General features: G+C 46.3%; 10 protein-coding genes. 8 read left to right on the forward strand and 2 right to left on the reverse strand.

Features of this window, described 5'->3' with window-relative positions:
- Positions 1 to 54: 54 nt before the first annotated feature.
- The 4 genes from L21SP3_RS01660 to L21SP3_RS01675 all read left to right on the forward strand — a co-directional run bounded on the left by L21SP3_RS01660 (position 55) and on the right by L21SP3_RS01675 (position 5,936).
- Complete coding sequence (locus tag L21SP3_RS01660) at positions 55 to 1,422, forward strand: hypothetical protein (protein ID WP_077538952.1); 1,368 nt, start codon at positions 55 to 57, stop codon at positions 1,420 to 1,422.
- 114 nt (positions 1,423 to 1,536) lie between these two features.
- Entirely contained in the window at positions 1,537 to 1,971 is a 435-nt protein-coding gene (locus L21SP3_RS01665; protein ID WP_077538954.1) for a hypothetical protein, read from the forward strand.
- Positions 1,972 to 1,974: 3 nt separating this feature from the next.
- Complete coding sequence (locus tag L21SP3_RS01670) at positions 1,975 to 3,495, forward strand: hypothetical protein (RefSeq protein WP_123785108.1); 1,521 nt, start codon at positions 1,975 to 1,977, stop codon at positions 3,493 to 3,495.
- 251 nt (positions 3,496 to 3,746) lie between these two features.
- Positions 3,747 to 5,936, forward strand: coding sequence for a right-handed parallel beta-helix repeat-containing protein (locus L21SP3_RS01675; RefSeq protein WP_077538958.1), 2,190 nt, complete (start codon positions 3,747 to 3,749; stop codon positions 5,934 to 5,936).
- 103 nt (positions 5,937 to 6,039) lie between these two features.
- On the opposite strand, the gene tsaA is transcribed toward L21SP3_RS01675, so the two are convergent.
- Together tsaA and L21SP3_RS01685 are read right to left on the reverse strand one after the other, a co-directional pair.
- Positions 6,040 to 6,516, reverse strand: coding sequence for a tRNA (N6-threonylcarbamoyladenosine(37)-N6)-methyltransferase TrmO (gene tsaA, locus L21SP3_RS01680; RefSeq protein ID WP_077538961.1), 477 nt, complete (start codon positions 6,514 to 6,516; stop codon positions 6,040 to 6,042).
- A 13-nt stretch (positions 6,517 to 6,529) separates the two neighbouring features.
- Positions 6,530 to 7,486, reverse strand: a complete 957-nt coding sequence (locus L21SP3_RS01685; protein ID WP_077538963.1) for an AEC family transporter — start codon at positions 7,484 to 7,486, stop codon at positions 6,530 to 6,532.
- A gap of 252 nt (positions 7,487 to 7,738) precedes the next feature.
- On the opposite strand from L21SP3_RS01685, the gene L21SP3_RS01690 reads away from it, so the two are divergent.
- The 4 genes from L21SP3_RS01690 to lpxC all read left to right on the forward strand — a co-directional run bounded on the left by L21SP3_RS01690 (position 7,739) and on the right by lpxC (position 14,198).
- Positions 7,739 to 11,143, forward strand: coding sequence for a mechanosensitive ion channel domain-containing protein (locus tag L21SP3_RS01690; protein ID WP_161488052.1), 3,405 nt, complete (start codon positions 7,739 to 7,741; stop codon positions 11,141 to 11,143).
- Between the two features lie 154 nt (positions 11,144 to 11,297).
- Positions 11,298 to 11,885, forward strand: coding sequence for an OmpH family outer membrane protein (locus L21SP3_RS01695; protein ID WP_077538967.1), 588 nt, complete (start codon positions 11,298 to 11,300; stop codon positions 11,883 to 11,885).
- Positions 11,882 to 12,913: a UDP-3-O-(3-hydroxymyristoyl)glucosamine N-acyltransferase gene (gene lpxD / locus L21SP3_RS01700; protein WP_077538969.1), complete on the forward strand. Its 1,032-nt coding sequence runs from the start codon at positions 11,882 to 11,884 to the stop codon at positions 12,911 to 12,913. Before L21SP3_RS01695 ends, lpxD begins: the two co-directional genes overlap by 4 nt.
- Entirely contained in the window at positions 12,894 to 14,198 is a 1,305-nt protein-coding gene (gene lpxC, locus L21SP3_RS01705) for a UDP-3-O-acyl-N-acetylglucosamine deacetylase (RefSeq protein WP_077538971.1), read from the forward strand. The genes lpxD and lpxC overlap by 20 nt, the downstream gene beginning before the upstream one ends.
- The last annotated feature ends 5 nt before the right edge of the window (positions 14,199 to 14,203 follow it).

Consider the following 14,203-nt stretch of genomic DNA (forward strand, 5'->3'; position numbering starts at 1 on the left):
TCAAACTGCAGCGGTACAGTTAGTTCATTTAATGAAGAAGAGGGAATAACGCTGGTGTCAAACGACGGCGGAGATTTTATAATAAGATGCTCTCATTCGGTTTACACTGAATACGAAGACATTAGTGTTGGGAATTACTATTGCATGAAGGTTTCTGCTGAAGGTCCTCTCTACGACGACTTCCCCAACTCCAAAGATTCTGCACATCAGGTCATCCCCGGCGATGGCCCGCTAAAGGGAGCTGTTTTCGGCGCGAATTACGGGGGAGATATAGACTGGTTCAGCGTTGATGTGAACGCAAACACCCTTTACCGCATCACAATAGACGGGTATGACGATTCCAGATACAAAGACTGCAAGATATACTATTCCCGAACACCCGAGCCCGGTGAAACCGAGATTCTTATTGAGCTTTACTCAACCTCCGAATACGAACCGATTTCATCATACCTGTTCAGCCGAGATTATATGATAGAAGAATCCGGCAGGCTGTATATCCGTATGGCAGGACGTCATTTCGATACGTCCTACACTGTGGCGGCAGAGCTGATAAGCGAGTTCCCTGAAGATTTATGTCCCAATACCGTTGAAGAAGCTCAGCAGATACCCGCAGACAACACAAGGATTTTCGGCGCAGTTCTCGGGGAATACACCGACCCCAATTATGTTACTCATCCCGATAAGGATTATTTTTACTTTGATACGCAGGACTGGCATAAATACGAGGTGCGGGTGTCAAAGTCTGATAATGCAAACTTGAATTTCGGTGTAAGCAACCTCGACCCTTCCGGCTCGTCCATTATAAATTATCATGATGATCAGGCTGCCTTAACCTTCGTTGATACTTCACAGCGCGATAAGTGGTATATATGCGCAGAAAACGAAACTAATATCATCGGTTCTTACTACGAGTTTACTGTACGTGATAAGGGTTATTTCCCTGATGAAAGGCCTGATTATTTTGATTCCAGCGACACTTTCCGTCTGCCAACCGATGGAACATTGTATGCGGGATCAATAGATTATTTCAGCGACAGGGGAGATGATTACGACCTTCTGCTTTTCGATATTTCGGTTCCAGGCGAATACGCCTTCGAATTCCATAACCAAATTTACAGGGAGGTTTATTTCAAGGTGTATTACTGGGACACTGAATATCACCCTGCAATCTCCAAGTTTGCTGTTTACAGAGGAGATACGGTTACGAAAACGCATAACTTCCCCACCGCAGGCCTTGGCAGGGTAGTGGTGAGCACTGAAAACGATTACACCGGCGATTATTTCGTGCGTATTAAAGATCCTTTGCCTCGCTGCGGAGAAGACTACCCCGCACCGGCAGGGGATATGAATGGAGACTGCTATGTTGATTTTCAGGATGTTACGACTGCCGCTGATGGCTGGCTTGAGAATACAAACCCATAATTGCTCTTAAAAGAAACTGTTGGCTTTATCATGTGATCGGGAGAAATAATAATGACTGTTTTACGTTTTAATATATTTCTAATTGCCTCCTTGGGTGTTTGCTGCTGCATTTCAATGGCAGAGACTCCGGATTTTGGTAATAACTGGCAAAACGCCCATACTTTTTCTGCTGACGGCAGTGTTGTAGAAGGAAGCCTTAATACTGGGGGTGATGTTGACTGGCTGAAATTTATCCCTTCACCGCAGTACATATATGCAGTCAGCTGCAGCAGCATAGATGCAGGTTACACAGATTTTCAGATTTTCTCAGCCAATAAATACAATTCTATGATCTACGAAATAACTTCAGAAGAATCTCTCAGCAGCACCAGCTTCACCTTCTATATTTACTGCGAAACCCCTGCGGCAATTTATGTCAAAGTTTACGATAATGATGGGGATTATGAAATAAGCGCATGGGCAGACAGGGCTTTTCCCCTCGATTCGTACTCAGATGCCTGCTCAAGCCCGCATAACATTACCCTCTCGGGGCAGACCACTGTTATTTAAGGAGTGATAGATAATACCGATATCTCAAATCCCGATGGAGACTGGTTTACATTTGATGCGGTTTCTAATCACAAGTACCGAATTTATCACTCAGACATAGATTCCGCAAACGTCCGCATTGACATTTTGGATGAAAGCTGCAGCTCTCTGTTAAGCAATACTCACGAAACAACTTACCTTCCTGAAAACGGGGAAGACTGCCGCATCAGGGTAGAGTCGTCCGTTGCTGACAGGTTCAAGATAGGCAACTATTATCAGCTAGTAATAGAAGACCTCGGGTATATCGCAGACGAACATTCAGACAGTTTTGATTTTGCAACACCCATCAGCCCAGATTCTTCCACCGTCTCAGGCTCTATAGATTACCTTACCGGGCTGAATAACGATGAAGACATATTCGTTTTCGACTGCCCGGGAACGCGGCTGTACAGCTTCAATTACCACGCAGATTCAACTTCGCTTAAACGCCTGAAAATGTACAACGTAGGATACTACGATGTTCTCGAAAGCTTCCACAGCGATGCTTTCTCATCCATCGAGCTCGATCCCAATTCTTCATTCGAATTTAGCGTTGAAGAGCCCGGAGCTGTTTACCTTAAGATATACACCGAAAACTCTTCCATTGGTGATGGCGAATATCATTTCAGTATTGAGGATTTAGGCCCAATAGGCGACAGCTTCTCTAACGACATCCTCGCCCCATCTCCAATATCACCCAATCAAACAAAGGCAGGGACTGTTGAATTCAGTTCAGACGGTGCCGCGCCGGACTTCTTCTCTCTCCAAGCCCAGAAGGGCAGGATTTACAAGATTCGTCTTTATCAGCCTTTCGGATCTGAAGACAGCAGAATAAATTACGCAATGTATGAAAATATCTATGAAAGCCCGTTGATAGAAAGCTCTATAGACAAATATTTCGCAGCGCCAGAGGATAAAACATACACCTTTAGAATATCTGCTTATCAGCCTCTTGTAAGAAATCAGGGCGGTTATTATGAATTTACGATAGAAGAAGCTGGCTCTTTCACAGACAATCAGCCAAACTCTTGGAATCAGGCAATGCAGCTGCCAAACGACGGCCAAACCTTCACCGCTTCGATTGAATACTCTACCAACCTAAATTATGACCTTGATTATTATTGGTTCTCTGCCCCCAGCGACGGTTTTTATACGATTACTGGCACAGAATACATCTCAGGGTCATTATGGTTCAGGATTTACGGCAGAGAAACTCACGATTCGCAGGGTAATTTCGAAGTAAGCGGGAATAATTCAGCTTCATACAGCCTTGATGCCGGTGAATACATACTCAAGGTAAAACATGATAACCCAAATAACCAGAGAACCGGTAATTATGAGATAACGATTGATTCACCGCCGTTTGTCTGCGGAGACCTCGACCACCCGTACCCTCTCGGAGATTTAAACCAGGACTGCAAAACTGACCTGCTCGATTATTCTATGCTCGCTGCAGACTGGCTCAGCTGCACCGACCCCAATCCACCCTGCAATTATATGCAGTAGAATTATAATACAAATACGTTCGGCTTCTGATTATCTTGGCTGCTGTGCTGTAAGATTTACTGTAAGAGCTGAGTGCAGGCTGGATTATTGTGCTTTTTTCTTCGTTCTTCAAATTTTAATTTGACTTTGCGTCAGTTAATTTTGTAAAATGAATATTGCGAGCTGATAGAGATTGGCTCTCCCTCCGACAAACCTCCTGCAGCCCGTAATTCTTTGTATTAAAAATGTTGTTTTTTTGAAGGAGTATTAAAATGAACTATTTCAAGCTGATTCTAATCACAGCCTTTGCAGGCATTCTTGCTGTGCCGGTCTTATCTGTTGAAACGAGCGACCTCTGGGAATATACCTACACCGACAACTTCGAAACAGACAAGGCAATTGACGACAGCTACGACCATTCGGTTTTCTGGCCTGAAAACGCATTCCCGCCGGCAGAGCCTTATCTTGTTTACACCACCATCTATCACACGGATTCGGTTAATCGAAGGGGACTGCTGTTTAACGATTTCAAGGGTAAGCTTGCGCATCTGAACTACTGTTTTCCTCTGGTTTCTGCCCAGAATGTCGATGCTGTGAAAGGGTATATCGAGTTCGACCTGAAGATGGAAGATCATAACGATGATACTCAGGTAAGCAGAAGAGGGTATTTCTGCTATTCAGTTTCCTCAGACGGCCAGCAATGGACAAAGCCCGCTGCCCTTAAATCCGGCCATCAGAAAATCGAGCTCTACTCCGACCAGGGCACCTGCTACATCAGCCTTGAAGGAAGAGATGCCTTTATAGACAACCTTTCCGTGGCTCTGAAAATAGAGCATGATGAGCCTGATGTGATAAACGTGCCTGAGGACTACCCGACCATCCAGCAGGCTGTAGATGCTGCTCAAGACGGGCAGACCGTTCAAATTGCCCCCGGAACCTACTCCGGCCAGGGCAATGTTAATATCGACCTGCTCGGGAAGGCAATAACAGTGCGCGGAGCAAAAGGCCCGGGTGCTAGCGTAATAGACTGCTCTGTTATTTTGCCCGCAGTTCAAGAGGTGCCCGAGAAGATTATCTCACGCGGTTTTTATCTTCATCAGGGCGAAAGGCGAGATACTGTTATTAAAAATTTAACGATAACAAACGGCTTTGTAAGCGGTTCAGAAATCCCGGCAGATGATATGCGATGGAACTTATCGCCGGAGCATCCAATAGGGGCTGGGATATACTGCGAGTTTGCGAGCCCGACAATCAAAAACTGCATTATTAAAGACTGCCGAACAGAGCTGGGAGCCGGAATAGGCTGCGTTGGAGCGCATCCGGATATCTCTTTCAACAGAATCAGAGATTGCATTGCAGGAGGTTTTGGCGCTTGCGAATCCGGCGGCTTCGGAGCGGGCATTGGGCTTATAAGGCATTCCGCCCTCAGCATAACCAATTGCAGAGTAGTAAGGAATTCTGCCTATTACAACAGCAAAGGTGCTGGACTGTACTGCAGGAGAAGCAAGGCAAAGATTTACGGGTCGAGCTTCAACAGCAACTCAGCCGACGGCAGCCTCCTCGGCGGCGGCGTTTACTGCGGAACCGGCTCTGAGATGATGCTGAAAAACTGCGTTGTTTCCAACAACCTTGCAAATTGCGGAGCGGGAATATTCGCTGAAAGAATGCTTGCTGATGAGATTGGCTCACTTCCAGCTCCCGTCTTCCCCCGAACTTCAATTACAGTGGAGAATTGTACAATAGCAAACAACAGGCTGGTTAATCCTATGCCGATATACCCGGGAGCCGGAATACACTCAAGAGCCGCTGATATAAGGGTAAAAAGCTGTATCGTATGGTACAACAGCCCTACGCAGATCGTGATTTACAAGTCTCCGCACAAGTTCCCGGTAACATACTCTAATGTGCAGGGCGGCTACCCAACCTCAGAGGCAGTGCTTGATAATTACAGCCCTGAAGACGGGCTTGAGCCTCTCGCAGGCGAGAGCACTGACGATTACTACCAGCACCTGAGCCTTATTGAATGCCCGGGCAATATCGATAAAGAGCCGCTTTTCGCTGATCCTGTTTTGCCTATTGTGGATTATCATCTAAAATCTAAAACAGGGCGATATGTTCCCGGAAGGGTTCTCAGCGCAAGCGGAAATGTTAAGCCGGGCAGCTGGGTGAAAGACGATGTCCACAGCCCGAGCATTGATTCGGGAAGCCCGTTCCTGCCGTTCAGAGATGAACCTATGCCTAACGGCTTCAGGATCAATATGGGCGCTTACGGAAACACAAAGCAGGCGAGCAAAAGTATGCCATGGCATATCCTCGGAAAAGAAGGCTTTGGGGAGGATGTCCCGAGCCCCGATGTAAACAGAGACGGGATAATTGATTACGAAGACATAGTAAAGATTGCAGAGCAGTGGCTTCAGGGGGTAAAAGGCTACGGAATACAGACAAATCCCCCGCAAGATTGATTTTGTTAACTGAAAAAGGGCAGCCGATTTGTGCTGCCCTTGCTGATTTTGCTTTCATCGTTATCAGAAGGGCTCGAAACTGTTTCAATCGCTGCTTATGGGTTTAGCGGTCTCCGGATTTGCTCTTGTTCATACCGTTTACCTTGCCCTCGAGCCAGCCGAGCCGAATATCTACGCTAGGATTGAGTTCCGGGACGTAAGGCTTTATGTCAAGCACGGGGCTGCCGTCTGCCATATCTATGCCGGCGATGTGCAGATTTCCGCCTTCTATCCGGATAAGCCGAACCACCGATAAGCCTATAGGATTCGGACGGTACGGGCTTCTTGTAGCGAATACGCCGTGCCGCCGGCCCTCCCAAGGGGGATGAGCCTTCAGGCTCGGCTTTGATGCTTTATGCAAATGAAAAACCACAACGATATGGCTGAATTCCTCAAGATCCTCCAAACCGGCCACATATTCATCAAATATCTCGATCCTGCCAGCCAGCTCTGAGGCACCCGCCGCCTGACGCGGAACCCCCGTCCCGTCTTTGAACTGGGTGTGTATCTTCCCGATTGGTCTGTATTCTATCCGCTCCATTTCATTCTCCTTTTTACCCCATTCCGTCGAGGCCGATTAGCATATCGTAGAGCATTATAAAAGCTGGAATAGTTATAATTGAAGTCATAAAGCTTGTAAAGATAAACTGATTTGTGATGTGTCTCTGCCCGCCGCAGCGTTCAGTCATCACAGAAAGCGATGTAATCGGGGGCACGGCCGCCTGAAGAACGAGCATAAATCCGACCGCCTTCGGGATATTCAAAAAGTAAACCGCGGCAAGGGCGATAAGCGGGAAAATGATGTTCTTTGCAAAAGCAAACTTCGCCGACTCTGCGAGCTTGAACTCGCCCTTGTCCCTGAAATCGATATATATGCTCCCGCCGAGGATCATCATAAGCAGCGGTGCGGCAGTTCTGCCAGTGAGCTTGAGAGCGTGCACAGCAAACTGCGGGACAAAATCAGCTAGCCCTGTAAGAACGAGCGTAACTGCTGTAAGAGTTGCTGCGAACACAGGATTTATTATCTTGGATACAGGGATTTTCGCTCCTCTGCTGCCGTGAAAGAAAAAATTCACTGCCGCAAAATAGAATGCGGGAAAAAGCAGAGTGAAGAGAAACAGCTCCGTAACCAGCGGGCTCTCTTCCGAGAATACGCTGGTGATAATCGCAAGAGGGAAGAAAACAGCATTATTGAACACCAGCCCCGAGCGGAATTCCTCCCTGAAGCTTTTCTTTGAGGCGAAAGATACCATAAATGCAGCCGCAGTTCCCGCTGCTGCAAAGCCTGCCCACCAGAGCGGCCTTGTCCACCAGCCCGGCATATCCTCCGGATTGAACGAGGTAATTATCTTCGAAAATACCAGCGAAGGCAGCGCCACATCAACAGCAATCGTTGCAAGAACACTGATAGCCTTCTCCGGTATTACCTTTCGAATTATCAGAAAAAAGCCCGCAAGCCCGATTAAAAGCAAAGCGGCCACAGCTTCAAATGTTGTTATAAAAATCTGCAATTAATGCTCCTGTAAACAATTTGACCTGCCGGATTATCTATCAAGTTTTACCGCTGTCAATTTGTTTTCAGCATTTTCACTTTCAAAGCTGCCGGCATCTGGACTTGTATATTTTAATTCCCTGTAGAAGTTTCCCTTGTAATTTGTTAAAATGCAGCACCAAGAAAAATTTATCATTAAGGATTGCCGAGGGAACAGATGCAAAAAACAGCCGTAATTTACTCTTTTTGTGCTAAGCTCCTAATATTTTCAATGCTGCTTATTCAGGGATTATCTTTTGCCGAAGAAAACAGCTCGGACGAAAAGCAGCAGGCAGATGCCCAAACCGAAGAAGTGAAGGCTGAGCCAGAAGAGGTTTGGAGCGTTGATATAAAGCAGATTGAGCAGGCCAAGCAGCGGATTACTGATAATAAGGAAATGAAGGAGGAGGATAAAAGTAAGTATCTGGAGATTTACAACAGCATAATCGAGCAGGCAGAGCTTTTCAAGCAGTACAATGCTGAAAAGGAATCTTTCTTGAATATGCAGAAAAATGCAGCCTCAGAGCTTGAAAAAGTGAAAGGGTCTCTCGAGAAGATTAAAGAAGAGTCCGCAGAACTTGCAGCGGAAGGTAAAGCTGTTTCCGAACTGGAAACCCTTCTGGCTGAAGCAAATATGAACCTCGAAAGCGCCAGAGAAACCAGTACAAAGCTGGAAAATGAACCCAAAAGGCGAGCGGAAAGAAGAACGCAGATTCCCGAACAGAGAAAGCAGATTAAGGAATCCATAAGCGAACTGAACGAAAAGCTCAGTCAGCTGCCTGCTGAATCTGAGCAGGATGAGCTTATAGAGGCCAATAGAAAGCTTCTCAAGGCGAAACTGAAGGCTCAAAATGCCAAACTTGATTCTCTTGCAGAAGAGCTCAAGGCCTACGAGGCAACCAGCGAAATACTCGCCCTTCGAAGAGACCTTGCCGCCGCAAAACTGAGCAAATTCGAAAAGCAGGTAAAATTCTGGCAGGATGCTCTCGGTCAGGCCAGAAAGAAGGAGGCTGAGCGGGCAAAGCAGGAGGCAAAAAAAGTTGCTCAGCAGTCCCAAAAATCTCATCCCCTCGTTCAGAAGCTCGCAAATGAGAACGTGGAGCTTGCAAAAAAGCAGTCTGAGCTTGTAAAGGATATTGAAAAAACAAACAGCTACTTTAAAGAAGTTCAGCTTGAGGTTGAAAGCCTTTCTCAGGATTTCAGCAGCCTTCAGGAGCAGATGGAAAAGGCAGGCAGGGTAACCAGTGCTATGGGGGTTTTGCTGGTTGCAAAAAAGAACAATCTCAAGGATGTACGTCAGCATAAAAGGCAGATAAGCGAGAGAATAGCGAAAACATCCACCATGCAGCTCAAATGGAGCCAGTACGACAGGCGTTGGGCAGAGCTGTCCGAAATAGAGGCTCAAGCAGAGAGTATGCTTGAAGAAAACAGCGTAACCGAAGATATGCCCAGCTATTTTTCTGTAAAAAACAAAGCAGAAGAGCTGCTAAGAGACAGACGCAAAATCGTTCGGAAAATCGCAGATTACTATATGAATCATATCACTGCCCTTGCCCAGCTTGATATGACTGAAAGATCGCTTGTTAAAACGGTTGAAAAATACCGCAGCTACATCAATAAGAGTATTTTATGGGTTAAAAGCTCTTCCGCTGTGCAGAAAAACGAAATCGCCAAGATCATTTCAGGCGTAAGGGAATATGCTCAAAGCAATAGTCCTGCAAGAATGTTCAGAGTTATTACTAGCGATTTTATCAAACGAGCCCCTTACTACATAACCGCCGGCGTTATTCTTCTCCTGCTTATATTTTCAAGACCAAAGCTAATAAAAACCGCAAAGGCCGATTCTCAGAGGGTTCAGAAAATCACTGAAGACCGCTTTGTTTATACCCTGCGGGAGGTTGTGGTAATGCTTGTTTACGCTTCTTTTCTGCCTTTGGTGATGGTTTTTCTGGGCTGGCGCATGCTCGAGAATTCCGCAAACTACCCGAATTTAGCATATTTTGCAGAAGGCCTTTTCCACGCCTCATACCTTGCTTTTGCCTTTGGAATAATGCGGTTTTTCTCAAGGCCTTATGGGCTCGGGTCGCATTTCGGGATGAACGAAGAAGCCCTGCAAACTTTCGGAGCTAATTTGCTATGGTTCTTTTCAGTTCTTATTCCTGCGGCATTCCTGTATTATTCCTTCCAGCTCGGGGAGGACGCAAAGGCCGGGCAGGATGCTTGCAGGCGTGTTATTTTTCTCATCCAGCAGACGGCTGTTATTGTATTTCTAATTACAGTTTTGAACCCCAAGGGGACAATCGTGCGAAGCTGGCTTGAAAAACACGAAGGCAGCTGGCTCGAAAAGCTGAAATATATTATCTTCGCTATTGCAATACTTGTCCCATTTTCATTCTGCATCCTCTCAATAATCGGCTACGGATACGCCGCAATGCACCTTCATCAGGAGCTTATGTACACCTTCGCTCTGCTGGTTACTGTGTTTTTCCTTACTGCTGTTCTTAAGAGAAGCCTTCTGGTAACCAGAAGACGCCTTGCTATCCAGCAGTTAGACAGGCTCAGGGAGCAGACAATCGAGGAAGCTCAGAGCGATACCGAACAAACGCAGTCGGTGAGTATGGCTCAAGAGGCAGGCAATACCATATCAACAATCTCCGATCAGGCAAGGAGCGTAATCAAATTTGTCTCAACGCTTCTTATTGTTCTCGGCGTATGGTGGATATGGAAAAGCACACTTCCCGCCCTTGAAGCGCTGGAAAACATCCAGCTCTCTCAAACCACAGACTCGCAGGGCGAGATTATCATAATCAGCTTAGGCAGCTTATTCAAAGCGGTTGTAATTTTTATTATAACCCTCGTTCTAACTCGAAATGTCCCCGGGCTTTTAGAGATTATGGTTCTTCAGAAGCTTCCGATAAATTCCGCAGCGAGCTTTGCGATAACAACCCTTTGCAGGTATCTGCTGTTTATCGTAGGAATTGTATATACCAGCTTTGTTCTCGGGATTCGCTGGTCAACGGTGCAGTGGCTTGTGGCGGCGGTTATGGTAGGTCTTGGTTTCGGCCTGCAGGAGATATTCGCAAACTTCATCTCGGGCCTTATTATACTCTTCGAACAGCCTATCAGGGTTGGTGATACTATAACTATAGGCGATGTGAGCGGGAGAGTGGCTAAGATTAAGATACGTGCTACTACAATCCGCAAGTGGGATGAGAAGGAGCTTGTTGTTCCGAATAAGGAATTCATTACCGGCAGGCTGGTAAACTGGAGCCTTTCGGATACTACTCTTAGGATAGAATTTCCGGTTGGAGTTGCATACGGGTCTGATGTTAAAAAGGCAGAAAATACTCTGCTCAACATAGCGAAGCGTCATCCGGACGTTTTAGATTCTAATCCTGCCCCGAGGGTGATTTTCAAGGGTTTTGGTGCAAGCAGTCTTGACCTTGAACTGAGAGTTTACATCAGCTCAATAAAACAGTATCTTGATGTGTGGCATCAGGTAAACAGCAGGATAGACCAGCGGTTTAGAGAGGAAAATATCGAAATCGCTTTCCCCCAGACAGACCTGCACATACGTTCCTCGGATATGCCTATTCCGCTTGATATACAAAACAGCGGAAAACAAAAAGATGAATAATATTACTTTCCGGGATTCAATTTATATAGGATTATTGAAGAAAATATGCGAATTGAAAACCTTATTAGGTTAATTGTTCGGTTTTGCTTTTTTGACCTTAATCATTATACTACGCCCGAATGATTAAACTGAAATTAAATGGAGATTATCACAAATGAGTAAAAGATTATTTTTGAGTATTTTAGCAGTATCAGCAGCAGTTATTTCTCTCTCAGCCAGCAGGGTTGACGGTCTGGACAAATCAGCACCTTCAGGTACGGCTGTAGTAAGCATCCCCAAGGTAATAGACAGCAGTGAATACGCCAATCAGCTGGATTCGGGGCTGCAGAATGAGAAGGAAAATGCGCTTGCAGAGCTCGAGCAGTATAAGGCCGAGATAGATTCGCTCAGGGCAGATATGAAAACCCGCAAGCCTGATTCGGAAGAATACGAAGACCTAAAGCAGAAGGTTATGGAGAAAACGGCCGTTGCAGAGGCGAGGAAAAAACACCTCCAGAATTCTTTGGTTAAAGAAAACCGTGAAATTATGGAGCAGCTATACCTTGAGATTGTTGCCGTTGCAAAAGAGGTGTGCAAAGAGAAAAATATCGAGATCCTTATAGACCGAGACCAGCTTAAGCTTCCCTCAAGGGATTCTCAGGAGCTTTCAGGCATAATTAAAACCCATAAAGTAATTTATTATGCGCCCCACATTGATATTACAGATGATATTATTGAAAGGCTCGATCAGCGCAGCAAATGAGTAGAAAATTTACAGCCGGCCGGATAGCCGAGGCCTTAGGTGCCAAGCTTTCAGGCAGCCCGCAAAAAGAGTTTGCAGGGATTACCAGCATAGACCTAGCAGATGAAAGCAAGCTTACATTCGCAGAAGGCAAACACCTAAAACGCCTTGCAGACTGTTCTGCAGGCGGCGTGATTGTACCTGAGATGCGGAAAGATATTTCAGGGAAAGTCCAGCTTGCTGTTTCAGATGTAAACGAGGCTCTGATTAAGGCCCTTGAGATGTTTGCTGTTGAACCCAGCTTCGAGCCGAAAATAGAGCCTACCGCAGCAGTAGATCAGAAAGCTCAGATTAGCCCTGAGGCTTATATCGGGGATTTTGTTCTGGTTCGCGGAGATGTTAAAATTTCGGCTGGAGCGGTAGTTAAATCCGGCGTTAAGATTCAAGGCCCGTGCGAGATCGGCGAGAACACCGTTATAGACTCCAACTGCGTGCTGTACCCCCGCACGAGAATCGGAAGAAACTGCCTGATTCAAGCCGGCACTGTAATCGGGTCGGCAGGTTTCGGGTATCGTCCGGTAAACCAGATGCCGAAGCTCATCCCCCACAATGGCGGGGTGCTAATAGAAGACTTCGTAGATATTGGGGCAAATTCCTGCGTGGACAGAGCCAAATTCGGCGATACCGTTATCGGCGCAGGAACAAAGATAGACAATCTATGTCAGATTGCTCATAATGTAAAAATAGGCAGGTGCTGCCTTATGGCCGGCCAGTCAGGAATTGGGGGCAGTTCCGTAATCGGAGACGGCTGCATTTTTGCCGGAAATTCGGGAGCTATCGACAATATTTCATTAGGCGATAGAGTTACAATCTGTGCTACCTCTACTGCCATTAAGAACATAGAATCCGGTAAAATAATTGCAGGTAATAACGGAATAGACAGAGCGAAATATCTTAGGAGTCAGGTTTTAGTCGGCAAGCTTCCTGAGATTGCCCAGAGGCTGAAAGCACTGGAAAAAAGGTTGAACAATGAAACAGAAAACGATTAAAAACGAAGCTTCACTTTCCGGCAAAGGCCTTTTCAGCGGAAGCCCGGTGGAGGTGAAATTTGTCCCGGCACAGGCGGATACAGGGATTGTATTCGTTCGTACAGACAACCCTTCGCCCACCAAAATACCAGCACATGTAAGCTCCCTGATTGAGACCAGCAGAAGAACCGCTCTGGGCAAAGGTGAGGTTACAATCAGCACAACCGAGCACTGCCTCGCAGCGGTTTATGCCCTCGGTATAGACAATCTTGTCATTGAGGTTGCCGGGCCTGAGCTGCCCGGGCTCGATGGAAGCGCTGCGTTTTATGTGGAGGCTCTGAAAAATGCAGGGATAAAGCAGCTTGCTAAGGACGTAAACGAATTCATCGTAACCGAACCGATAGGTATAGTTGAAGACGATGCATCTATTTACGCACTTCCAGGGGCGGAAGGGAAATATACAGTAAGCTTCGATTTGAACTACAATCAGGTGGATGCTATAGGTAAGCAGCTCTTCTCATACGAGGTTAGCCCCGAAAGCTTCGAAAAGGAAATAGCACCCGCAAGAACTTTCCTCCTTGAGAAAGAGGCGGTGGAGTTTCAGAAAAACGGAATTGGAAGCCATCTCTCTCCTGAAGATGTGCTGGTGATTGGCGAAGATGGTCCTATAAGCAACGAATTCCGCTTCGAAGATGAGTGTGTAAGGCATAAGGTGCTGGATATCATCGGAGACCTTGTCCTTGCCGGAGTGCGAATAAAGGGCAAGATTGTGGCCGCAAGAAGCGGGCATGAGCTCAACAGAAAGCTCGCTGCAAAGATTTCAGAGCTTTCAAGAAAGCAGCAGAGAAAGAAAAAGCGAGGAACCGATGCTCTGCTCGATATCAGAAACATTCAGCGGATACTCCCTCACAGATACCCCTTCCTGCTTGTTGACAAGATCATCGATATTGAACACGATTCAAAGATTGTAGGCGTTAAGAACGTTACATTCAACGAGCTGTTCTTCCAGGGGCATTTTCCTTCGAATCCGATAATGCCGGGAGTCCTTATCGTAGAGGCTCTCGCTCAGGTATCAGGACTTCTGTTTGCCCAGAAGCTTGAGAATACAGGTAAGCTCGCAGTGCTTATGACAATGAACGATGTGAAAATTAGGCGTTCTGTTGTACCGGGAGACCAGATCGTGCTGCTCGCGGAAACAGAGAAGGTACGTAGAAGAAGCGCTCAGTGTAGATGTCAGGCAAAGGTGGATGGGAAGATTGCTGCTGAAGCCGTGCTGAAATTTATGCTGATTGATGACGATGTTTAATGGGG

The organism is Sedimentisphaera cyanobacteriorum (assembly GCF_001997385.1).
GTDB classification, from domain to species: domain Bacteria; phylum Planctomycetota; class Phycisphaerae; order Sedimentisphaerales; family Sedimentisphaeraceae; genus Sedimentisphaera; species Sedimentisphaera cyanobacteriorum.

What these genes read in the sequence shown, in the direction of transcription:
- tsaA (WP_077538961.1), bottom strand. Translation starts at nt 6,516, where the DNA reads ATGGAGCGGATAGAATACAGACCAATCGGGAAGATACACACCCAGTTC.
- L21SP3_RS01675 (WP_077538958.1), top strand. Translation starts at nt 3,747, where the DNA reads ATGAACTATTTCAAGCTGATTCTAATCACAGCCTTTGCAGGCATTCTT.
- L21SP3_RS01695 (WP_077538967.1), top strand. Translation starts at nt 11,298, where the DNA reads ATGAGTAAAAGATTATTTTTGAGTATTTTAGCAGTATCAGCAGCAGTT.
- L21SP3_RS01690 (WP_161488052.1), top strand. Translation starts at nt 7,739, where the DNA reads ATGCTGCTTATTCAGGGATTATCTTTTGCCGAAGAAAACAGCTCGGAC.
- lpxC (WP_077538971.1), top strand. Translation starts at nt 12,894, where the DNA reads ATGAAACAGAAAACGATTAAAAACGAAGCTTCACTTTCCGGCAAAGGC.
- lpxD (WP_077538969.1), top strand. Translation starts at nt 11,882, where the DNA reads ATGAGTAGAAAATTTACAGCCGGCCGGATAGCCGAGGCCTTAGGTGCC.
- L21SP3_RS01665 (WP_077538954.1), top strand. Translation starts at nt 1,537, where the DNA reads ATGGCAGAGACTCCGGATTTTGGTAATAACTGGCAAAACGCCCATACT.